Origin of the sequence: Brevibacillus sp. AG162, assembly GCF_006715575.1 — a bacterium.
Classification (GTDB): Bacteria; Bacillota; Bacilli; order Brevibacillales; family Brevibacillaceae; genus Brevibacillus; species Brevibacillus brevis.
Window position 1 is genome coordinate 550,647 of the sequence record NZ_VFNO01000002.1, and the last position, 23,340, is coordinate 573,986.

Genomic DNA, 23,340 nt, shown 5'->3' on the forward strand with positions numbered 1-23,340 from the left:
ATTTTGATTCTGTCATGTAATCTTGAAATCCACCAACCATCATCCATGGACATCACCCCTTTCAAGTAATACAAAAAACCCCGCCCAATAAAGGACGAGGTTATCGTGGTACCACCTTTTTTAATCGCAAAAAGCGATTCACTCTAAAGTACGGTAAGATGTCGAACATCATACGATACCCCTCTCTTGATAACGGCGAGAGAATCCCGGCAGCGCCTACTCATTGTTCAGCGGAGCGATTCAGAAGCCCATTCGGCATCAGGTGAGGATCGGTTCACAGCACCACCGACTCTCTGGACCTCATTATCTGATACGTACTTGCTCTTCATCAACATCGTTAATACGTTCATATATTATTCTGGATATTATAATTAAAAACGATTCGTAAATCAAATTTAAGGAAGCGCTGCGTTTCTCTCATACTTTTTTCGGTGCTCGCAGTTTCGTTCGAATGATCATTTCTGCCGTCACGACAAGTCCAATCATAGCTGCATATACACTGATTGTGTAGCTGAGCTCATAAGGCAATCCTACTCCCTTCTCTACGATCAGCTTCACGAGATGAATCAGCATGTTGGTGAACAAGAAGACAAAACTCCGAACCATCCATTCCTTATGCTTCATGACTTGACGCTTTTTAATTTTGACGAGCGCCGTAATGGTGATTGCCGGCCAGATGATGTTCAACAGGTGGAAGGGCCAACTCGCTACTTTTCCGCCCGTTACATAAGGAGCCATATATCCCGATGTGACTACCACAACCAGCACACTAAAAAGATAAACATAGCCTGTTACTTTATGTAGCTTGCGGTTCTCTGCGAGCAGCTTGTCCGAAAAGTTAGCTACCCCACAGACCAGGGCAATCATGGCGAAAAACAAATGGACATACATGACCGTAAGCCAGATCGATGTGTTCATTCGCTCTTTGTTGTAATCAGATTTGTGACTGAGAAAGCCTTTTGCTTCTGGATCGATGATAAAGTTTTGCACGAGTGCATACGTGATCGCCATACAAGCGACGAAAATGACAATCGAATACGGTTTGATACGGTTCATCCTGTCACACAACCCTTTGTTCGATTTTAGAGACCGAACGGTTCGGTCTCTTTTTGATTTTACATGATTGCCTTCTTTCGTACACGAGAGAAATGTTACAATAACTTGGACGAATATAGACCGTGTTGGCCGAATGAAAGGACTATCGCGATGCGAAAAGGCGAAAAAACAAAGCTGCATATTATCCAGAAGTCAGCAGAGTTGTTTAATCAAAATGGTTATACAGGAACCTCCATGCAAGACATCATGGATGCCACGGGACTTACCAAAGGCGCACTCTACCGAGGTTTTGCCAGTAAAGATGAGATTGCAATAGAGGCCTTTAAATATGCAGGTGAAGTGTTACAAGAACATTTTGCAGCTGCACTGGAAAAAAAGGACACAGCCACTGCAAAACTCGTAGCCATGGCAAAGGTATATTCTGATGCGGTAAACAATCCCCCGCTCCAAGGCGGCTGCCCGCTTCTCAACACAGCCGTCGAAAGTGACCATTCGTTCCCGGTGCTCCGCGATTATGCCGTCGCCGCTTACCAAGAGACCATAACGTTCATGCAGGGCTTGCTGGAAGAAGGAATCGCCCAGGGAGAATTTCGTTCCGAAATGGACGCAGAAGCCGTCGCTTCGTTTATCTTCTCTTCCATTGAAGGGGCCATAATGGCAAGCAGACTCACCTTCGACAACAAGCATGTCCAATTTGCCATCAAGCATATTGAGCAGCTTTTACTGACATACAAGCCATAGCAAAAAGAAAAGAGCAGCCGCGCAGGATGTGTTACTCCTGCCTGGCTGCTCTTTTTTCGTGGACTTTTCCTGCTCATTTCTATTTGATATAGTGTACTTTTTCATGTCCGAGCAATGCTTCCAGCACTTGCTGTACTTTCACGCCTGTTTCAAACGTAACCAATCTAGCATCGCGACCGTTCATCGCCATAGACAGCTCATCTAACAGGAGAGAGAGACGATCTTGCTGTGGAACTTCAGCCGGAACGAGCGCTTCACCGTGTCCACCCACAAACAAATTGCTCCAGTTCACGACACTCAGCGTCCCTTTTGACCCGTACACGCGATAATCCAAATGCTCTTGATGTGCGATACCCGCCAAGCCATTAATCGTAACCGGGGTACCATCTGTCAGACGCAGGAAGGCCGATACGCCTGTCTCGCATAGCCCAGGATCTGCTGGATAGTCTACCTCTGAGCGGACTACATGCAGGTCTCCGAAGAGCGCGTAAGTCAGGTGAGCGAAATGAGGGAGCACTTCACGGATGAAACCGCCTTGCTCACGACCAGCCAGCCAAGGTGTTTGCTGCCATGGACGCGGCCATTGGTGAAAATGCGTCAGGATATCGATGCGGCGGATATCCCCGATTTCTTCAAGTCTGCGGGAGAGCTCAGGAAAAATGCCTTGATAGTAGAGCGGGAAGTTCATCGCATGGACAACCCCTGCGTCATTTGCTGCTTCCAGCATTTCTTGCGCTTCTGTCAACGAATTAGCCAACGGCTTTTCACAGAGCAAATGCTTTTTGTGCGACAGTACATCCAAAGCAATCGCGTGATGGAATTTGGGAGGAACCGCCAAATAGATGACGTCCAGCTCTACCTTTTTCAGTAATTCCTTATAATCTGTGTACCAAGGCACATCGCCGGACTTTTGCGCGGCTTCCTGTGCTCTTTCCGCAGATACATCACTCACTGCGGCTACTCGAAATTTTTCGTGGGTACGGATCGCGTTCATCATGCGCTCGCCCATGACGCCAGCGCCAATAACCCCAACGTTCCATTTCACTTGGTCCATCTGCATTTCCTCTCTTCCTGGTGAATGTTCGTCTTCGTGCCTCTACCCCTTTCTCCATTCAACTGAACATTCCTTCTGAAAAGCTCAGATTGTCAGCTGCTTCGTTACACAATGTGCAAGCCAAACGTTTTATCTCCGAACGAGACCGTCTCCATATCTGCTATTTTCGCAAAAGACACATCCGAAACGAGTACACTCTCGCGCAAAACATGGACAAAGCGCTCCAATGCTGCTCGCAGCTCATCGTCCACATCGAGTGTGAGCTGGACACGTTTATCGATGGGCAAATCCATCTTTTTGCGTGCATCCTGAATGACGCGGATGACCTCACGAACCAAGCCTTCTTGCTCAAGCTCTTCTGTAAGTGTCGTATTCAAGGCCACGTGGAGCTGATAGCCGGATGCAGAAGCGAAACCTTGCTTCCCTTGCTTTTCCACGAGCAGATCATCTAGCGTAATCCGCACGCTCTCGCCTGCGACCTCCACATCCAAGTAGCCATTGTCCACTGCTTTCTGTGCATCGGCAGCATTCAGTTCTTTTAAATACCCTTGGATTGGCTCAACGAGCTTGCCGTATTTTTTCCCAGCTACCTTCAGGTTGAGCTTGAAATGATACGTCACGAAGCTGCTGTCACTTTGCTCCACCCGAATGTTTTTGACATTGATCTCGTCTTGGATAATTCCGGCAAATCGCTCGAGGTTAAATGGCTGCTCCATCGATACGATCAGCACGGACAGAGGCTGTCTGGTCTTGAGTCCGGTTTCCTTGCGGACATTTCGCGCCAGCTCCACGATGTGACGAGCCGTTTCCATGTCCCGCTCAAGGGTTTCGTCGATTGCTTCTGTGTTCACCTTCGGATAGTCAGTCAAATGAACACTGCCTTCTCCCCCCAGATTGCCATACATATCTTCTGCGATCAGCGGCGCGTATGGTGCGATCATCTTCGCCAGCGTCAACAACACTTTCCGCAGGGTCTGGTAAGCAGACACTTTGTCGGGTGTCATCCCTCTGCTCCAGAAACGATCCCTTGAGCGACGGATATACCAGTTGCTCAGCTCGTCGACGAACGCTTCGATTTGCCCGGCCGGATTCATGAAATCGTAGGTTTCCAGACCTTTTACCACGTTCTGCAAGGTGGTGTTCAAACGGGAAAGTATCCAACGATCCAATTCGTTCACAGGTGGTTGTGCCGGATGCTCTTCTGGCTTGAATACATCGATCAAGGCGTATAACGAATAAAAAGCATGTGTGTTATGGATCGTATCGATCACTTTGTACTTCGCCTCGGCGACGATCCGCTTGGAGAATCGCTTGCTGCTCCACGGCGCACTGTCAGACAAAAGCGCCCACCGGAATGCATCTGCACCGAACTCCTCGATTACCTCCCACGGATCGATCCCGTTTCCTTTGCTTTTGGACATCTTTTGACCGTGTTCATCCAAAACGTGACCGGTAGAGATGACCGCCTTGTAAGGCGCTTTTCCATTATACAGAGTAGAAACTGCCAACAAGCTGAAGAACCAGCCCCGCGTCTGATCGATTCCTTCCGAAATGATGTCGGCAGGGTACTGCTCTTGGAATACCTTTTCGTCGCCGAATGGATGCTTGTCTTGCTTTTGAATTTGACCGTTGCACTCAAGTCCTTCACGTCTTCATAGCCTTGTGCTACTTCATGGGAGCTGAGCGTCGTCTGGCAATCCGGGCAATACGGACTGACACGATGTCCTTTGTAAAGCAGTTCTTTTTTATGAATTTCGGAAAGGATGTGCCAGACGCTTTCGATGTAGTCGTTGGTCAAGGTGACGTATGGATGCTCCATATCTGTCCAGTAAGCGATCCCTTCCGTCAGCTCGCGCCATTGTTTTTCGTACTCGAATACGCTGTTTTTGCACTCCTCGACGAACTTGGCCACTCCGTAGTTTTCGATCTCCTGCTTGCCGGAAATGCCGAGTCGCTTCTCCACCCCAAGCTCTACCGGGAGACCATGTGTATCCCAGCCTGCTTTGCGGACGACACGGTAACCGGACATCGTTTTGTAGCGTCCGATAAAATCCTTGATGACCCGTCCGAGTACGTGACCGATATGCGGCTGTCCGTTTGCAGTCGGAGGTCCTTCATAAAAGACGAAATTAGGCTTTCCCAGCCGATTGTCCATTGACTTGCGGAATGTGCCATCTTCCTTCCACTGATCCAGAACGCGCAGCTCGCGTGTCCTTGCTTTTTCTTTTACGTCTACTTTCCTCATCATGTACACTCCTTCTTCTGTAGTTTGCGTAGAAGTGTAGGTTCATAGAACGCAAAAAAATCCCGCCCCCTAAGGGACGAGATTTGATCTCGCGATACCACCCTTGTTCCGAAATCTTCATGCAAGCATGTCATTTCGGCACCTCTACTACGTACCATCATACGCGTCCCTTGTAACGGTGGGATTCCGGGTCAGCTTACTCCAAAATGCTTCAGCTTTCCTTCTCGGAGAGGATTTTCGGCTAAGTCTTGAACGTTGGCTTTCAGCACTAGGGCCAACTCTCTGGGGAACAAGGGGTTTAGCTTACTCTTTCTCGTCAATGAATTTGTTGGTGTTCGATTCGTATACTCTTTTTACACTGCTTTCAAGAAAATGTCAAGGAAGCGACTCTTCCTCAAGGTCTTTTATCGTTTGTGTCCCGAACCCCTTGTTGTCCTTCCTGAATAACTTCACGCCACTCCTGATTGCCTTTGTCTACGGATTCCCTCCATAGCCCATTGCCTGTATCTACAGCGTATCGCCATATTTCCTGTTTCCGGTCAATGATGGCACTGTCTGTATTCATGATTCCGCCTTTTCCGTTAAATCTCTTTTTCAAATATTCTCTGGCGTCCAGCAATCTTTGTTTTTCTTCCTCCACCAGCGCTTTTACTTTTTCCTTGGTATCTTCAGCGAATTTTTTCTTCGCTTCTTTTTGACTGAGTGCGTCTTCTTTGGCATTTTCCTTCCACGCATACCAAGCCTGCTTAAGCTTGTCGTATTCGCCCCTGAGGTGCTTTTTCAAAGCTTCTTCATCCTGCACGGTTATGTATGTCCCCGCTCCCGCATCCGCTACTTGCTTGAGCATACGCTGCCCTTCATTATCAACGTCAAAACCGATAATGTTCACCACGGTCTTTATGCTCGACTGGTTCAGTGCTTTCGCTGCTTCTACGGGATTTCCTCCGCACGTTTCGATCCCGTCGCTCACCACGTACACGAATGTTTCGTTAGTCCCGGCTGGAATATCTTCTTTTACGGCTTGCAGCGCTTTTGCAATCGGTGTCCAGCCTGCTGGCTGTACTTTGCCCAATGCTTGTTGAAACGCTTCCTTCTGATAGCCCGTCTCCGAATAAAAGGTCTCTGTACTGGCGCATGATAACGCTTTGTCTTGGTCACTGCCGCTTCCTTTATGACCATACACACGTAAAGAAATCGTCGCGTTTTTGGGAAGGACAGACGCGAATTGGTCAATCGCCTCTCGTGCTGCCTCCATCTTCGTTTTTTTGCCGACTTTTCCTTTCATGCTGCCACTCGCATCAATCAGCAAGGCAAAATGCGTTTTTTGCGTTTCCGGTAAGGTAATCTCCTCTGTCGGACGCTGCAAGTGAACGTCTACACTGGAATCAAAATTAGCGAAAGTGAGAATAAACGGGCGGTAATCCTCTCCGAGTAATTTCAGCAGCTCCTCGAGGTATTGCTCCGATGTGAGTGTAGCTGGGAGCTTATCCAATTCTTTTTTGACCTTCTCTTCATCGTAATTCTCGCCAGCATACATCCCCACCACCTGGTTTGCCAATGCAAGCTCAAATGCCGTCAGCTCTCGCTTGACAGGCGGCAGCGGCTCTCTGGCCTGCGTTTGTGTAGATGTATCTGAAGTTGTCTGATCAGGCGTTTTCGTCTGTTCCTGCAAGTTTGCGGTTTGTTGTGTCGCAGCAGTGTCTTTTGGCGCAGGATCAGAGTCTGTACAGCCTGTCATCACTAGCATAAGAAACACAATAAACGATGCCCATTTCTTCAAAAAGCTTCCCCCTCCTCTTACTCCACCCTACATTATGCTAAATCATTCCAATTTGAACAAATTATAAAAGATGCAGGCCATTTTTCCTATAACGTAAAAAAGAGCAACACAAAGCGTTTCTACACTTTGCGCTACTCTTTTTCTCTTGCAAAAATGGTTAGGCCACTGCCCGTTTCACGCTGCGACGGCTCTCCACCTGCGACAAGAACAAGCTGAGAACCAGGATAATCGCGCCGAACAAATACGGTGCGTTCAAATGAACCCCGTACAGCGTACCTGCCACTGCTGGGCCGAAAATGTTCCCCAAACTCATATAGGCATTGTTCATCCCTGCTACGAAACCTTGTTCATCCCCTGCTCGCTTGGAGATCAGCGTGTTAATTGCCGGACGCATAATCGACGTCAGGGTAAAGAAGATAACCGTCATAATCAGCATATACCAGAAGTTACCGGACAATAGCATCATCACCATCGATACAGCAGACAAGAAGAACGTCCAGTTAATGAGCTTCTTCTCGCCAAAACGAGTAATGAGCTTGCCGATCAGCGCTGCCTGCACAATCGTACCAGCAAGTGCTCCCACTGTGATAATGATGGAAATATCACGTGGAGTATAAGCGAACTTCGCGTCGACGAACAGCGGGAAGATGACTTCGAAGTTCGCCAAGCCAAACGTCATCGTAAAGACCAGCACCAGCATGATGAAGTACGACGATTGAAACGACTTGCCGAGTTGTACGAAGATGTTTTCCTGCTTCTCTTTGGCGTTTCGCGCTGCGAGCTGCTTTTCCTTAGGAAGGGATTCTGACAAGAAGAAGATGGAGCCGAGTGTGGCTACCGCACCAACTGCCGCGGAAATGTAGAACGGCATACGCAAGCCAAGCTCTGCCAAAAATCCGCCAATACCAGGCCCGATCACAAATCCGAGCGACATGGCAGCTCCGAGCATCCCCAGTCCTTTTCCACGTTTATCCTCTGTCGTGATGTCCGCTACATACGCCAGCATGGACGGAATCATCGCAGCTGCCCCGATTCCGCCGATCAGACGAGAAAGGTAGAGCACCCAAGTCTGTTCAGCCAAGGCAAAGACCAGATTGGAGATTGTAAACAGGACGAGTCCCAATACAATCATGATTTTTCGACCGTACTTATCTGACCATTCCCCCGCAATCGGAGAAAAAAGAAATTGGGTCACACCAAATGCCGCCACCAAGTATCCAGCCGTCTCCCCACCCGCTCCGAACTCTTTGAGAAACTCGGGCAAAATCGGAATAATCAAGCCAATTCCCAGCATGGCGATAAACATGTTGATCATCAGGAAGAGAATCGGTCGCTGACTATTCTCTTGTGTATTCATATTCATTTATCCATTCCTATCCCTATAGATTTTTCTCTTTAACCTTGCAGCTTCGCTTTTACGCTTTCAATCACCGTGCGCCAAATGGCAGGGTCTGTAGATATCTTTTGCTTGAAGTTGCGGTACAACTCCTTTTGCTTTTCCTCAAAATCTGGAGCGTCTGCAGCCGGCAATCCTGCACGGGCAGTCGTAATCATTTCCTGCACCTCTGGAGAACGCGGTCCCCAAACTCTTGCCTCGTAGCCATCCTGGTCGAGGAAAATAAAGATCGGGATCGCACGTGCTGTGCCATTGGTCAGGTATTGATCCATCAACTCCAGATTTTCGTCGCGGATGAGAAAGCGCAATTCGATGTTGCTTTCCTCGGCAATTCGCTGAATGACAGGAACGCACAAGGAAGCATCCCCACACCAGTCTGCGGTCAGCACGACTCCTTTCCAATTGCGCTGGGAGAGATCCTTCCAGACAGCCAGATCCTCGTCAGTAAATGTGAGCTGATCGTATACGCGGGACAGCTCTTCTTTGTTGACGTTCATGCTTTCTTTGTACGCAGCAAAGCTCATTCCTTTTTCAAACCAACTGTTCTGATTCACGTTAGACATACTCCGTACTCCTCCTGTATAGTGAAAAATTATTGCTCCCAAATAGCAGAAGTTCCCAAGCGATTGCGAATGGAAGAGCTTCTTGTTTTGCGGGCTTCTTTCCCTGACGACCGCTTCATGTTGCTTGCCTTGGCAGTCAGGTCCATAAACCACTCTCTATCCTTGGTTGCGAGGGCGAGGTCGATCAAATCATGCATATGCTCTTCATCATCAAAAGAACCTACCGGAATTCGTTCCATCCACTGTCTTGGAATTACCACCAGCTTGCCGATCGTCTCTTCGTTGTCGCATTGAACCACATATACTTTCGCGGTACCTCGCAATGAATCATCTGTTTCGACGAAGCCTTGAACTAACTCGCCGAATTTGGTTTTGCCCAATACCCATTCTCCGACTTCCAACAACTCATCTCGATTCATTCTCGTGCACCTCCTAATTGTAACGGAAATTATTACAGTTAACACGTTAAAAATTTGTATGGTTACTGTTGCGAACTCTCCTGACATCCTTGACGAACTTTATCTAATACGGTCTGGATCGTGATTTGTTCCAAATACTTCGTAAAATACATCTCTGCTTCGGTAAAAATCTGATCCATGACTCCGTGCATATTCGCAGAAACCTGACAAGCTTCTTGCGGATCTCCCGAACACCAGTGCGGCTTCAGTGTACCATTCGAGATCGAACGATAAATCTCAGCCAAGGTGACCTCATTCGGGTCGCACGCGAGTATATAACCGCCGCCAATTCCCTCTTTGGTCTTCACAAACCCGTTCTTACGCAGAATGCTCATGATTTTGCGAATTCTGGCAGGATTCGTACATACATTTTTTGCGATGAGCTCACTGCTTGCCATATGCTCTGGGATATGAGCCAACAAAGCCAAGCTGTGAACAGCTATGGTAAATTCACTATTCACGTCACAGACGGCCTCCTTGCGAAGAGTACTGTAATAATAATTCGTACAGTTACGAATGTCAACAATTGTGTGGGGGCAAACTTTTTTAAAAGCCGGAGGCTTTCCTTCTGCGGTGGTCGGGGGAAGCGAAGGCACATGTTTTCCAGTCGCCTTTTTCCTCACTACGTTCGGGCGGTCTCCTTCCAAACATGTACCTTCGCTTTTCGTACAACAGTTGCTTCTGCGTGGCTTTTTTAAAAGAGGTTTTTAATAAAAAGGATTTCATCGCGGATTGGGATGCCGTTGTCTGCGATGAGGGGGATTTCAGGTTTGATTTGGCGGGCCTTGTCCACGGCATTGATGTACAGCTCGTGAAGCCGATAACCTCTTTTTTGGTAAAAGCCCATGGCGTGCAGGTTATCGTTGGTGGTGACGAGCTTCATGCGGTGGCAGCCTTTTTCTTTGGCGGTCTGCTCTACTTGATTAAGGAGTGCGGTCCCGATTCCTTTGTTTTCGATCACGCTGTCCAGGGAAATGATTTCACATTCGCGATCTTCGAGTACATAGGAAATAAATCCGTTGATTGCACCATCATCCCCCTTCACTGCGTAGCCGTCCAGCGCATCGCATTGGAAGACGCCACTGGAGATGACCATTTGCGGACTTCCCCAGTGTTTGATGAAAAATTCAGTGATGACGTTTTTGTCCAGTTCGCTTGTTGAAATCATCTGCATAGCATTCACCTCTCCAAAATGATAAAGAGAAAGCTCCCGCTTGTGAGTAGCAAGGGCTCCACATCTTTACAAGCTCACATCCAGCAGTACTTTTCCCGTACTCGACCTGCTCTCGACCCACGCATGGGCGCTCGCTGCGTCTTCCAAAGCAAAATGCTTGCCGATCTTGATGTCGAGCTGGCCATTCGCCAAATAGTCCAAAACTTGTTTGGCTGTATCCTGCAACAAGTGTGGACGCAGCTTGCGAGTCGTACCAAAGCTGAAGCCTAATACAGAGCGGCAGCTTGCATGCAGATCAATCGTCTTGATCTGACCGATTTCGCCGCTGGCATTGCCGAAATGGACGAGTCGACCGTACCAAGCAAGGCACTCGAGACTACGTTCACTTACCGTTCCGGAAATCGAATCTAAAATGACATCCGCTCCCACACCCTCCGTCAGTTCGCGTACCTTTTCCACAAAATTTTCGCGATCATTGCAAATCACATGGTCGGCACCTGCTGACAAGGCAATGCCTGCCTTTGCTTCACTGCCGACTGTGCCGATGACACGTCCTGCTCCGAGCAGCTTGGCTAATTGAATCGCCGTCGTCCCGATTCCGCCTGCCGCCGCGTGAATCAATACCGTTTCCCCTTTGGCAATGCGGGCAACCTTCGCCAGCAGCTGATACGAAGTAAATGACACGACTGGGCAAGCGGCTGCTGTTTCCGTGCTGATTTGATCTGGCAGTGCAAAGGTCAAGCACTCATCCGCCACGATATACTCGGCGTAAGATCCGTTGGCCGGAAATGCGATGACTCGTTGACCCACCTTCAGGCTCTGCACCTCTGCCCCTACCTGTTCGATCACGCCAGTCGCATCGAGTCCCGGGATAAACGGCAGCTTGGCTGCTCCCTTTTTTCCATATCTGGATTTGATATCGGCAAAATTGACACTGGTCATCTCAACGCGGATCAGCACCTGTGTAGGTGACATGGTCGGCATCTCGACTTCCGCATATTTCATCGTCTCCGGTCCGCCTAATTCCGTTACCAAGATCGCTTTCATGAGAACCCTCCAGACAAGAGTGGAATGGAATGTTAGTTTTGCAGAATCGCCATGATCTTTGCTTTTTTCGCTGCGAACTCCTCGTCGGAAAGCACAGGGGTAAACGCAGTTCGCGGAATGTCCACCAATAGATCATGCCAAGATTTGCAGCCTTGATAAGCAGCGTCAATCGGGATTTCCACCGGCTGCTCTAGTCGATACATCCGCACGAACAAAATGTGCAGCGGCTGTTTTTTCTTCCAATGCAAACGCACATCTGCGAAATTATCCGTCCAGATGTGGAAGGGCGAAAGCGCACGCAGCTTGGCTTCGTCCATCAGCTCAACATCGTCGGTTACTTCGGCAAAATATTCGATCGTCACCGTCTTCTTGTCTATAGTCCAGCCTTCGAGGGTCGCGTCTAACAGGTAATGGTAGTCTGCCTTAACCATGTCGCGCTTCTGGTGCTCATAGGTCGGGTACAAATAAAATTGATTGTTTTCCAAGCGGAATTCTCGTGTTTCCTCGTATAATCCACCCTTGCGGATCGTGATGATCTGCTCACCTTCTCCAAGTGCTTTGACGGCGACTGCCCATTCCTTCAAGCTAAGGGGGGATAGCGGCTGTACGATCGACTGCATGCAGCACGGCTCCCTTCTACTGTCAGAATCGTTTGATGACTTTAGTCTAGCCCAATTCCAGCTTGTTGAGAAGTCATCTTCAACAGTTGATCGACATGCCGCATAGCTCCTTGCAGTCTCTCGGCATAATTTCCTCGCAGTGTCACGTAGGTAATTCCCCGCTCATCCAGCATCTGGCGTAGCTTTTCATGATTGTGCAGGCGCACTTGCTCTTCTCCGTGCACACGCAGTCCATCATCCACCCATGCGACATCTGGCTCCATGAACAGCCATAAATCATACGCTTGCTCTTCGGCAATCTGGTCGAGAACAGGGAAGGTTTGCCCGGTGTACAATTCGGAGTAAAACTGGGTGACAATCGCCTCGGTATCGATGAACAAGAGCTTATTGGCTTTCTGGAGCGCTTCGTACTCTTTCATTTTGTGACCATACGCGATATGCGGGAAATACTCCGGTGTCAAAATCGTATCGCAGCCCCCGACCTCTTCGCAGATTGTTCGTCCATACTCCTCGACAAACACGGTGTTGTAGATTTTCGCAAGATAACGGGTCAAGGTCGATTTCCCGCAGCTCTCTGTTCCTACCACCACTACCTTTTTGACGAAATAGGGCTGAACAACAGCCGGGATGCGCTGCCAATGAGCGTAGACCCCTTCGTTGCGAATTTGGGTAGCGGAGATCGGCACTTGGCTGCGCGATTCATCGAGAATGATGTGCGCTGCCTCCGGGTATAAACGGCGAAATATCGGATCGTAGGCGGACTCGGAGCTGAAGACCAGATCGATTTTTTTCCCGATCATGCGCTTGATGTCCGCTGCTCCGGCCTCCCAATCGTAGCTATCATCGTTATCCGCACAATCCTCGACTGCAAGCACTCGGACATTTTCCATGTCCTTGACCAGTGTGGACAGCCATCTCAAGCGAACTTCATAGGGAATGGGCTTGATTCCTGCCTCCTCACACAGCTTTCGGTCGCGAGTCGGGCTGTGCGAGAGAACGACGTACAGTTCGTCGCAGCGGCAGGCCGCCTGTGTAATCGCGTATACATGTCCCTGATGCAGTGGCAAAAACTTGCCGCCAATGAAGCCTACGCCCCCCATGTCTGCTCCTCCCTTTGCTTGCGGTACTGTCGAATCCAGTTCATCAAGCCGTAAATGGCATTCACCAAATAAGCTGACCACATGACCAGCATGGAGATATCGCTTCCGTCCTTCAAAAACGCTACCAGCCACATGTAGATCGTGAACAAATCAATGATGACCCAGACCACCCACTGCTCGACCAAGCGCTTCACCATGAAGAGCATCGCGATGACGGAGAGCACAGCCGTTAAAGAATCAACAAAAGGCAAAGCCCCGCCCATTTGCTTCAATACAAACCCGTAGGCAATCGTTGCGATGATGCTCAAGATCGTCCACCAGATGCGTGCTCGGTTGGACAAAATGGTAATCTTGACGTCATTTTGTTTCACTTCGGACACGCGGTTTTTGCGCCACAGGTAGAGTCCTATGAATTGCATCGGCAAAAAATAGAGAAGATTCAGCATGACTTCGCCATAGTACTTTTGCCCATACGCAACGAAGGCGTACAAAACCACATTGATGATACCCGGGTAGTAGCTCCACGTCTTTCCTTTGGCGACGAGCACGACACTCAGCATCCCTGTTAAGGAGGCGATCAAGCCGATTAATGTATCATCCAGTGCGACATACAAATAAAGGGTAACGAGTGTAAACGAGATGAGCCAAATTTTTTCAAACCAATTCCAGTCTGCTAAAAAGCCGGTGCTTTTCGCATTCATGCGAATCTCTCCTTGAACGCTCGCAGGTTTTCCTGGCGCGCAGATTTGTCGTAGACGGCAAAAACGATGTGGTCAAAAAGCTGTGCGTACTGTTCCTCGATCAAAACAGTCGCAAAGTAGTCTGCTACGTCCTCCGCTTTGTTGCGGAATACCCCGCAGCCGTACGCCCCCAAAATGATCGTCCGGTGGTTGTGAATAGCTGCTGCCCGCAAAATTTTCCGGATGCGCTCCTTCATGACAGGGCCAACCTTCGCGATATTTTCAGGCTCTCGCTCACGAACAACCCCAGCATTCACCGCAGGCGCCGTAATAAAAGACAAGAGGTATGGCTTATTCAAAAGATGATCGCTTTGGTCGCGAAGCACAGGGACCCGCGGTGAGTAAATCATGTAATCGGAATAAAAGCAGGTTTTTAACTGGCGATGATAGGTGTACATTTCCTGCATTTGCACGATGCAAGGATACAGCCCAGAGGAACGCGCCAAACTCTCTTCCTGCGCCTGGCTTCCCCCGAGGAAGCCTCCACCCGGATTTTTGGCGGAAGCAAAATTCAAGCAAACGGCATCTGCTCGTTTCTCGTGGACAACGAGGCGCTTGGCTGCATCCAGGCTGGATTCCGAGGTAACCTCAACCTTGGCACGCAGCTGTGCATCCGCTGATTGATGCGATGGCAGTGGCACTGTGTCTGCTGCCAAATCATTTGGCCGATACAGAACCGACTGGCTGATGGCAGCAGCTAGCTCCTCTGTAATGCTCTTCTTTTCTCCCGCTTTGTTCACGTAGTAGCCCTGGTCTATGATTTGCAGCGTCTCTTGCGCGATTCGCACACGCCCGCTTCGATTGTGTCCCTGATTCATTGTGTTTTCCTCCCTGGTAACGGGCTATGTCTGATCCATCCACTCCGGGTTAAATCGGAAATACTTGGATGGTCGGTGCCCGGCATGTTTTCGATATTGATTCGTTTCCAGCACTTTGTCGGCTACCTTCCTGCGAAACGCCGCAGCCAACAGCTCACGTCCCAAAATCACTTCGTACACCTGTTGCAGATCGCTGAGCGTGAACAGCTCCGGCATTAAGGCAAAGGCGATATCGGTGTATTCAATTTTGTTACGCAACCGCTCTAGTGCGTATTGAATGATTTTGGCGTGATCAAATGCAATGTTGTTCGTCTCTACAATTTCGCGGGTCTCACGAACGATGCGGCCCGTTACTGTTTTGGTGATCTTAATAGTGGCAGACAGTTCCTCTCTCTCGTGCACAAGTCGCAGTTCCAGCCATTTTTCAGTAATGGAGCCGTCATTAGTCGCCGTCTTCGTTTCTTTCAGCCACCTGTCCTCGATGCGGTACCACTCCGCTTCCTCTGCATCATCCCCGGCCTGCAGCTGTAAAGACGAGCTGTCTACCAAGGCCATGTACGACGTGCTGATAACCCATGTCCGTGGATCTCTGCCCGCATCGCCCCAGGTGTAGAGCTGCTCCAAGTAAATGTCGTCTACGTTTGTTTCCGTACGCAGCTCGCGTCTGGCTGCCTCCTCCAGACTCTCCCCAGGTGTAACAAACCCGCCTGGCAACGCCCATTGGCCGATATACGGATGCTCACCACGCTTCACGAGCAATATTTTCAACGACTTGGGCGAGAGCTTGCGGTAATTCTCCTCCAGCTCATCCATCACGGTGAATACCAGCATATCGACTGTCACAGACGGCCGCTCGAATTGGCTGACATCATAAGCCTCCAAGTACTCCTGTTCGGTTTGACCTCGTTTATTTACATGTGATTTTTCTTTCATCCAATCGCCTCTTTTATCTGCTGAATTGTTGTTGTCTTTTTGTTATTAACAAATTGTTATTATCAGATTGTTTGTATCATATTACTCTTTCCTTTTATTGGTGTCAACAAAAAATCCACATTTTAAAGTAAGGTGTTTTATTTGTAGAAAATAGCCGCGTAGAAGAAGCGCAGTTCCAGTCCAAGCGCCTCTGGAGCCCTTCCCAGCGCAGGAATAAATGGCGGGGGTTTTCAGCTTCACTCATGGAGTACCTCATCGAAACTTCTACGTTTGAAGCGCTCCCGCCATTTATTCCGGAGCGGACAGTTGTCACCCCTTGCTGGGCGAAGGCCGAAGCGTAGACTGGAAATGCGCTTCTTCCCACCACCTTAGCCACTTTTTAAAACAAAGCAAAAAGCCTCCTGCCAGCTCATTCACTGACAGGAGGCTTCTTAAACACTATTTATTAAGCAGCATGCGGATCGGCTTTAACTGCCTGAACATAATCGTCTGCTTTCTTTTTGTCGAACTGACCTTCCCAACGAGAGATCACGATTGCTGCCAACGCATTACCTACTACGTTAACAACTGTACGAGCCATATCCATCAAACGGTCTACACCGGCGATGAAAGCAAGACCTTCTACTGGGAGACCTACAGAGCCGAGCGTAGCCAACAGGACTACGAACGATACTCCCGGTACACCAGCGATCCCTTTGGATGTAACCATCAGTACGAGCATCAGCGTGATCTGTGTGCTGATTGGCATGTGAATACCATACATTTGCGCAATGAACAGAGCAGCCAGTGCCTGGTACAGCGTGGAACCATCCAGGTTAAAGGAGTAGCCTGTCGGAATAACAAAGGACGTGATCGCCTTCGGACAGCCCATCTTCTCCATTTTTTCCATGATTTTAGGCAGTACAGTCTCGGAGCTGGAAGTGGAGTAAGCCAGCAAGAGCTCGTCCTTCAGAACGCGCAGGATTGCTGTAATTTTGACCCCGCTGATACGTGCGATAATTCCCAATACCACAAGGATAAAGAACAGCATGGCAAAGTGAACCAAAATAACCAGTTTCCCCAATGGAATGAGGGAAGACAAACCAAATTTGGAAACGGTAACACCAATCAGTGCGAAAACACCAAACGGAGCAAAACGCATGATCGTGTTAACAACCCAGAACATCGCGTCCGCAACTCCATTGAAGAAGTTGAGAACAGGCCTTCCTTTTTCCCCTGCCGCTGCTACACCCAGACCAAACAAAACGGAGAAGAAAATAATCGCTAACATGTCGCCACGAGCGAGCGCATCAAACACATTGGTTGGCACGATATTGACGAATGTTTCCACCATGCCGTGGCTTTGTGTCGTTTCTGCCGTGTCTACATACTTGTGGATATCCGTCTTGGTAAGAACGGTGCGATCCACACCGGCACCCGGTTGAAAAATATTGGCCGCCAATAGACCAACGATAATAGCAATCGTGGTAACGATTTCAAAATACAGAATCGTCTTACCACCGATCTTGCCCAGCTTTTTCATGTCGCCTACACCTGCTACGCCCACAATAAGCGTGGCAACAACGATCGGAACGACAATCATTTTAATCAATCGGAGAAAAATATCACCGATAGGCTGTAAATAGGTCGCCACTGCCGGGTTGCCGTAAAAAATAGCACCCACCAGGATACCCAGAATGAGACCGACGACAATCTGCATCGCTAAACCAAACCGCTTCATTCTGACACCTCGCTATGAAAGATTAAGATGTGACTCTCAAGTCGATATGCTAATACGCATCAAACTCGAGTGGTATATAGGTGAGCATCATATCATGACTTTTTGTGTTTTCCCCTTTTTTGTATTCTTTCCATTTCTTTATTTTTTCTGATAATCTCTATCGAATTCGCGATATGATTGGGCTGATTGTGTTCGCTTCTGGAAAAATGATAAAATAAGGGAATCAATTTTCAGCGATTTTTCATTCAGAATGGAGCGCAGTCATGACGATTCGGAAAATGATCATCCTGCTACTAGTTCTGGCAGTCGGGTTGTTTCTTTTGCCTTACTCCGTCCCCTTCTTGCTAGCATTGTTAACCGCAATTCTGGTAGAGCCGCTCGTCTTGTTTCTGATCAAAAGGCTACGAATGAATCGGATGAGTGCGGTAATCTCTTCCTTTTTCCTGTTCCTCATTTCTTTTGGGATTGTACTGTACTGGATCGGTACGCAGATCGTGATTCAGGGAATTGATTTGGCTCAGCGATTACCGGCTTTTTCGCAGCATATTTTTGAGTTGGTCGAGTCCTATTTGATAAGCTGGGAAACTTACTATGAATCGTTGCCTGCCGAAACCGTCTCAGAAATCCAGAGTGTCTTCGCTGGGCTTAAAAGCTGGGCACTTACTTCAGCCTCTACGGTTGCCAAAGGTATTCTCGGTGTGGCAGCCATCGTTCCGGGATTTTTGATCTCCACGATCATTTACTTGGTTGCCTTGTTTTTGATCAGTCTCGATTTTCCGAAATTGCGTGCGGGCTTCATGAGAATGTTCACGGTGTCTGCTCGTGAAAAGGTCGAGGTGGTTATCTCTCAATTGAACCGTGCCACCGTTGGATTTTTACGTGCCCAAATCATCTTGAGCCTGATGACGTTCACGCTGTCCTTTTTGGGATTGCTCATTTTGCAGGTCAAGTATGCAGCCGTGATTTCGCTGATGATCGTTTTCGTCGATATCCTCCCCATCTTGGGCGCAGGCTCGTTCCTCGTCCCATGGGCCATTTACAACTTCTTGATGGGCAATTCCTATTTGGCAATCGGCCTGATCGTCATTTTCCTCGTGATTACGGTCGTCCGCCGGATTATTGAGCCCAAGGTACTCGCATCCAATCTGGGAATTAGCGCACTGGCCGCCCTCGTCAGCTTGTTCCTCGGGTTTCAGGTGATGGGATTTTTCGGGCTGATACTCGGTCCAGCGCTCGTCATCATTTACGAGGCGCTGCGGAAAGCTGGATTCTTGAATTTCAAAATAGATTTTTGATGGGCACAAAAGATTGGTAGTGCTGCGGCCGTTTTTTCCGGTGATGGAATCGGAAAGGCGGCCGTTGATATAGAAAGAGTTGGGGGAGAGCTTATGTGTGCATACAAAGAACTGACCACCTCACAACGGACGATCATGACGCCAGGGCCCGTCGAGGCCGAGCCTAGTGTTCTTCGCGTGATGGGTTCACCCATTTTGGGGCAATTCGATCCAGAATTCACGAACATCATGAACGAAACAATGGAAATGCTTCGGAAATTGTTTCAGACATCCAATCATTGGGCATTCCCTATTGACGGAACTTCCCGGGCGGGCATTGAGGCTGTTTTGTGCAGCGTAATCGAACCGGGAGATCGGGTGCTTGTACCCATTTATGGACGATTCGGGCACCTGCTGACGGAGATTGCGGAAAGGTACGGCGCAGATGTGATTACGATGGAAACGCGCTGGGGAAGTGTCTTTGAGCCGCAGGACGTCATTGCCGAAATCGAGCGCGTTCAGCCCAAAATCGTAGCAGTGGTTCACGGCGAAACATCCACCGGCTGTGTTCAGCCTTTGAAAGAAATCGGAGAAGCTTGCCGCCGGATGGATGTCCTATTTGTCGTCGATGCTGTCGCTTCGATCGGCGGGACAGAAGTGGAGGTAGACGACTGGTATATCGACGCATGTATTGGCGGCACGCAAAAATGCTTGTCTGTCCCCTCTGGGATGGCTCCTATCACGTTTAATTCTCGTGTAGAAGCACTCTTGCTCCAACGGAAAAAAATTGAGCGTGGACTCGCTGATCCTTCCGCACCGAAATCTGTTCAAACCCGAACGATCCGCAGCAACTATTTTGACCTGAGCCAGCTCATGGATTACTGGGGACCCGCACGGCTGAACCACCATACGGAGGCGACAACGATGCTGTACGCCTTGCGCGAGGGAGTTCGCATTGCCCTCACGGAAGGTCTGGAGGCGAGATTCGCCAGACATCGCTTGCATGAACAAGCCTTGGTCGCTGGTGTGTTGGCGATGGGATTGCAGCTCTACGGCGATCCGGCTTGCAAGCTTCCCGTCGTGACCTGTATCAAAATTCCTGAAGGGGTGGACGGAGAGTCAGTCCGCGCTATGCTGCTCGAAGATTTTCATATAGAAATTGCCAGTTCCTTCGGGCCGCTAAAAGGGAAAATCTGGCGGATTGGCACAATGGGCTACAGCTGCCGGAAGAAAAATATTTTGCATGCGCTAGGGGCGTTGGAAGCGGTTCTCATCCGGCATGGAGTGCGTGTGCATGCAGGTCGTGCTGTTCAGGCCGCTCTGGATGTTTATCACGTATAATACGAAAAGGCCGCCGGAATATAACCGTGCGGCCCTTTTCTATGTTTTTTCGGTTTGGCATTCAAGACTGATAACGGATAACTGAACCACTTACCGCATTTGTAAGACGTCCATTTGACACTGCGATCTTTCCATTGACCAGGACATGGCGAATACCGACTGGGTGCTGCAAAGGGTTTTCATATGTTGCCCGGTCTACAATCACGTTCGGGTCAAATACTACGATATCGGCCCAGTATCCTTCCCGTAAAAATCCTCGATCTCGCAACCGCAGCAACTGAGCGGGCGCGCCTGTCATTTTCCGCACTGCTTCCCATAACGGAAACGATTGTTTTTCTCTTGCGTAATGACCTAACACACGAGCGAATGAACCGTAGAGTCTGGGATGGGGTTTCCCGCCGAACACACCATCTGAACCCACCATTTGCAGCGAATGTTTCATTACCCGTTCGACATCGTATTCGTTCCCCCAATGGATAATGATCGTTACCTCGCCTTCCTCCTCGATGAGAAGATCGAATGCGGCATATGCCGGATCGATCCCTTTTCGCTGGGCTATTTCCTGCAAACTCATTCCTTCCAGCCCTCGATTATTCACCGAGGCTACTGATGCGATGACCAGATTGTCCCATCCGTTGTTTCTAACGGGATTATCGTATTCCCCGTTGTCCATAATTTCTTCCTTCGCTCGCTCGCGCAATTTGGGGTCGTGCAGCCTCTCCAACATCCTGCGGATACCACCGTCATGCATCCATGGTGGAAGAATGGCGTGCAAAAAAGTCGATGCTGCTGCATACGGATATTGATCAAACGTAATCTCGATCCCCTCCGCGCGTCCCTGCTCCAACTTTTCCAAAGCAATATCCAGCTTATCCCGATTTCTGCCTCCACAAATTTTGAAATGGGATACATGTAGGCGAACTCCCGATCTGCGGGCTGCATCGATCACCTCGTCCAACGCCTCCAACGAGTAATTGCTTTCGTTGCGAATGTGAACGACAAAGCAGCCATCGTATTTAGCAGCACCCTTGCAGATTCCAACCAATTCTTCTTTATTCGCATAGACACAAGGCGGGTATTGGATACCGGACGACACGCCAAATGCGCCCTGCTGCATTCCTAGCTCTACCAGTTCCTGCATCGCCTGGACTTCTTTTTGCGTAGCCTCCCTGCCATCAAATCCCATCACGATGGATCTTATATTTCCATGTGGTACTAGATATGCTGCATTGCCATTCAGCTTCGCCTTTTCAAGAAATGCCAAGTATTCTTCAATGCTATTCCAGGGCCACTCTCCTATATCACCGTTGATTCGTTTCAATTGCTTCATCCAGAGCGGCTTTGTCTCTTCCGTGACGGGGGCAACAGAAACCCCATCCTGCCCTACTAGTTCTGTCGTAATCCCCTGCAACACCCTGATTTGGTGAATGTCGGGTCGGGTACACCACAAATCTGAATGAACATGTGCATCAATAAAACCAGGGGTCACAACCATTCCCGTCGCATCTATTTCCTTGCTTCCTTCTGTGGGAATAGATTTCGCTATATGAGAAATAAGCCCGTTTTCGATTCCAATATCAAGTCCCGTCCACGGATTTCCTGTGCCATCACAAACCATCCCGTTGCGTATGACGATATCAAATTTTTTCGGTATCATATAAACGTCTCCTCGCTATTGGACAGAAACATTCCAGAATGGCGCATCCATGAAGTATTGATAGCCTTTGACATAGTTGCGATGAGCTGCCAATCCATGCAAGTCACCTATTTTCACAATTGGGAGATCCTCCCAGAACAACGCTTGAATCTTCTCAAATTTGGCCTTTTGCTCATCAAAGGAAACGGTATGGCGAAGTTCGTCCAGCAACGCATCCATCTCAGCATTGTTGTACCAGCCTGGCCACTTGTTGCGGGAATCCAGGTACAATGTTTGAACCGGGTTTGTGTAGGTTGGAAAACCGGTAAAGAATATGTTCCATTTGTTTTCGTCCGATCGTTTGCTGACCATCGTAGGCCAGTCGTAAATCTCAAAGTTTACTTTGACCCCGATTTTCTCTAACTGGTCCTTCACCATAATCGAGCTTTTGTAGATATAATCGTAATCTTTCGTTGTAATAATCGTCACGGGCTCACCCTTGTATCCAGCTTCAGCCAGCAGTTTTTTCGCCAATTCGGGGTTCTTTTGATTGTATTTTTCTTTTCCTGCTTCTGAATGCCAAGGCTGCTCTACAAACATCAGGCTGTGATCCAGTCGAAAGAAATCCGGGTTCCCGGTAATCCCCATCATGATCATTTCATGGTCAAGTGCGGCGTTCACTGCCTGTCGTGCCGTTACATTCGCGAACAAACCCTGTTTCTTGTTAAAAATCATGCCAACGTATTTTTGCGGTTTCGACACGACCGTCACCAGATTCGGATCAGTTTTTAACTGTTCATAGTTGTCGAAGGGGAGCTCATCAGCAAAGTCGTACTCCCCTGACTGAAGTCCAGCAACACGAGTAGCCGCATCCGGGACCGTGTGGAAGTAAATCCGGTCTACTTTTGCTTCCTTTTTCCCTCCCAATCCGTTTGCAGGATCGGACAATGCTTGATAATCGGCATATTTTTCAAGATGGATGTACTGATCTTGTTTCCACTCCACAAATTTGTACGGTCCTGTTCCAATGTATTCTTTCACTCCCTCTTCCGTAGCCGCTTCAATGATTTCCTTTGGCATGATCATTGCGCCCTGCTGAGGAAACGCGAGAGAAGTCAACAACGTGCCGGAGGGCTTTTCCAAGGTGATGATAATCTTATCGCTGTCCTTTGACGAAATCTTGGCATTGGCAAGTGCTGTTTTTCCGTTTGGTGACAGCTCCTTCCAACGGTTGAGTGAAGCAATCACATCTTCTACACCCATGGCTTTCCCGTTATGAAAAGTGATTCCTTCCCTGAGTGTTAGTGTAATTTCTTTGCCGTCTTCACTCACTTGATAGGATTTCGCCAGCATCGGAGTTGGTTTGTAGTCTCTATCCAGGGTGACAAGCGGCTCAAAAATATGCCAGCCTACTTGGAGAGCCACTGTCGTGGATGTTTTCACCATGTCAAGAGATGGTGGTGATACTGACAACGCTACACGCAATTCGTTCTTCTCCTTCGGCTTCACTTCACCCTGTACGCTGCCAGAATTCGGATCGCTTGAGGAAGGAGAGGAAGAGCACCCCAAAAATGAAAGTGTGACGATGAAGAGCAGTGTCAACATGTAACCAACCGGCTTTTTGATCATGGAAAAACCCCCTTT

20 protein-coding genes, 1 pseudogene and 2 other annotated features are annotated in these 23,340 nt (G+C 48.8%); of the genes and pseudogenes, 3 read left to right on the forward strand and 18 right to left on the reverse strand.

Annotation, left to right across the window (positions count from 1 at the left end; all coding sequences use genetic code 11):
* Positions 1-87: 87 nt before the first annotated feature.
* Positions 88-341, reverse strand: a binding site (T-box leader).
* A 76-nt stretch (positions 342-417) separates the two neighbouring features.
* Entirely contained in the window at positions 418-1,056 is a 639-nt protein-coding gene (locus FB479_RS07445) for a DUF2306 domain-containing protein (RefSeq protein ID WP_142063769.1), read from the reverse strand.
* A 150-nt stretch (positions 1,057-1,206) separates the two neighbouring features.
* Here FB479_RS07445 and FB479_RS07450 point away from each other — a divergent pair, with 150 nt between their 5' ends.
* On the forward strand, positions 1,207-1,797 hold the full coding sequence (locus FB479_RS07450) for a TetR/AcrR family transcriptional regulator (protein ID WP_142063772.1): 591 nt from the start codon (positions 1,207-1,209) through the stop codon (positions 1,795-1,797).
* Between the two features lie 79 nt (positions 1,798-1,876).
* On the opposite strand, the gene FB479_RS07455 is transcribed toward FB479_RS07450, so the two are convergent.
* The 15 genes and pseudogenes from FB479_RS07455 to FB479_RS07530 form a co-directional block, all read right to left on the reverse strand.
* Positions 1,877-2,851 carry a Gfo/Idh/MocA family protein gene (locus FB479_RS07455; protein ID WP_142063774.1) on the reverse strand — a complete coding sequence of 325 codons (975 nt, stop codon included), beginning with the start codon at positions 2,849-2,851 and terminating at the stop codon, positions 1,877-1,879.
* A gap of 104 nt (positions 2,852-2,955) precedes the next feature.
* Positions 2,956-5,096, reverse strand: a pseudogene (locus FB479_RS07460) (class I tRNA ligase family protein).
* A 69-nt stretch (positions 5,097-5,165) separates the two neighbouring features.
* Positions 5,166-5,425, reverse strand: a binding site (T-box leader).
* Between the two features lie 65 nt (positions 5,426-5,490).
* The gene (locus FB479_RS07465) at positions 5,491-6,876 is read right to left on the reverse strand and encodes a VWA domain-containing protein (protein WP_142063777.1); all 1,386 of its coding nucleotides are present in this window, start codon (positions 6,874-6,876) and stop codon (positions 5,491-5,493) included.
* Positions 6,877-7,033: 157 nt separating this feature from the next.
* The gene (locus tag FB479_RS07470) at positions 7,034-8,239 is read right to left on the reverse strand and encodes an MFS transporter (RefSeq protein ID WP_106654346.1); all 1,206 of its coding nucleotides are present in this window, start codon (positions 8,237-8,239) and stop codon (positions 7,034-7,036) included.
* A 32-nt stretch (positions 8,240-8,271) separates the two neighbouring features.
* Positions 8,272-8,835, reverse strand: coding sequence for a thioredoxin family protein (locus FB479_RS07475; protein ID WP_142063781.1), 564 nt, complete (start codon positions 8,833-8,835; stop codon positions 8,272-8,274).
* A 29-nt stretch (positions 8,836-8,864) separates the two neighbouring features.
* A complete protein-coding gene (locus tag FB479_RS07480) occupies positions 8,865-9,254 on the reverse strand; it encodes an IDEAL domain-containing protein (RefSeq protein WP_106654344.1) in 390 nt (129 codons plus the stop codon).
* A gap of 62 nt (positions 9,255-9,316) precedes the next feature.
* Positions 9,317-9,754, reverse strand: coding sequence for an RrF2 family transcriptional regulator (locus FB479_RS07485; protein WP_106654343.1), 438 nt, complete (start codon positions 9,752-9,754; stop codon positions 9,317-9,319).
* Positions 9,755-9,987: 233 nt separating this feature from the next.
* A complete protein-coding gene (locus tag FB479_RS07490; protein ID WP_142063784.1) occupies positions 9,988-10,467 on the reverse strand; it encodes a GNAT family N-acetyltransferase in 480 nt (159 codons plus the stop codon).
* 66 nt (positions 10,468-10,533) lie between these two features.
* Positions 10,534-11,514: a quinone oxidoreductase family protein gene (locus FB479_RS07495; RefSeq protein ID WP_142063786.1), complete on the reverse strand. Its 981-nt coding sequence runs from the start codon at positions 11,512-11,514 to the stop codon at positions 10,534-10,536.
* A 32-nt stretch (positions 11,515-11,546) separates the two neighbouring features.
* Positions 11,547-12,134 carry a DUF1802 family protein gene (locus FB479_RS07500; protein WP_142063789.1) on the reverse strand — a complete coding sequence of 196 codons (588 nt, stop codon included), beginning with the start codon at positions 12,132-12,134 and terminating at the stop codon, positions 11,547-11,549.
* Between the two features lie 41 nt (positions 12,135-12,175).
* Complete coding sequence (gene nadR / locus FB479_RS07505) at positions 12,176-13,234, reverse strand: multifunctional transcriptional regulator/nicotinamide-nucleotide adenylyltransferase/ribosylnicotinamide kinase NadR (protein WP_142063792.1); 1,059 nt, start codon at positions 13,232-13,234, stop codon at positions 12,176-12,178.
* On the reverse strand, positions 13,222-13,935 hold the full coding sequence (gene pnuC, locus FB479_RS07510; RefSeq protein WP_142063795.1) for a nicotinamide riboside transporter PnuC: 714 nt from the start codon (positions 13,933-13,935) through the stop codon (positions 13,222-13,224). Before pnuC ends, nadR begins: the two co-directional genes overlap by 13 nt.
* Positions 13,932-14,792: a TIGR02452 family protein gene (locus FB479_RS07515; RefSeq protein WP_142063797.1), complete on the reverse strand. Its 861-nt coding sequence runs from the start codon at positions 14,790-14,792 to the stop codon at positions 13,932-13,934. Before FB479_RS07515 ends, pnuC begins: the two co-directional genes overlap by 4 nt.
* A 24-nt stretch (positions 14,793-14,816) precedes the next feature.
* Positions 14,817-15,725, reverse strand: a complete 909-nt coding sequence (locus tag FB479_RS07520; RefSeq protein ID WP_142063800.1) for an NUDIX hydrolase — start codon at positions 15,723-15,725, stop codon at positions 14,817-14,819.
* 445 nt (positions 15,726-16,170) lie between these two features.
* Positions 16,171-17,445, reverse strand: a complete 1,275-nt coding sequence (locus FB479_RS07530; protein ID WP_106654334.1) for a cation:dicarboxylate symporter family transporter — start codon at positions 17,443-17,445, stop codon at positions 16,171-16,173.
* Between the two features lie 263 nt (positions 17,446-17,708).
* Between FB479_RS07530 and ytvI the strand changes: the two genes are divergently transcribed.
* Together ytvI and FB479_RS07540 are read left to right on the forward strand one after the other, a co-directional pair.
* Positions 17,709-18,740: a sporulation integral membrane protein YtvI gene (gene ytvI / locus FB479_RS07535; RefSeq protein ID WP_142063803.1), complete on the forward strand. Its 1,032-nt coding sequence runs from the start codon at positions 17,709-17,711 to the stop codon at positions 18,738-18,740.
* 93 nt (positions 18,741-18,833) lie between these two features.
* Entirely contained in the window at positions 18,834-20,060 is a 1,227-nt protein-coding gene (locus tag FB479_RS07540; protein ID WP_142063806.1) for a pyridoxal-phosphate-dependent aminotransferase family protein, read from the forward strand.
* A 61-nt stretch (positions 20,061-20,121) separates the two neighbouring features.
* On the opposite strand, the gene FB479_RS07545 is transcribed toward FB479_RS07540, so the two are convergent.
* Both FB479_RS07545 and FB479_RS07550 read right to left on the reverse strand, forming a co-directional pair.
* Positions 20,122-21,717 (reverse strand): N-acyl-D-amino-acid deacylase family protein, encoded by a 1,596-nt coding sequence (locus FB479_RS07545; RefSeq protein WP_142063809.1) that lies wholly within the window; start codon positions 21,715-21,717, stop codon positions 20,122-20,124.
* 15 nt (positions 21,718-21,732) lie between these two features.
* Positions 21,733-23,325, reverse strand: a complete 1,593-nt coding sequence (locus FB479_RS07550; RefSeq protein WP_106654330.1) for an ABC transporter substrate-binding protein — start codon at positions 23,323-23,325, stop codon at positions 21,733-21,735.
* Positions 23,326-23,340 lie beyond the last annotated feature (15 nt).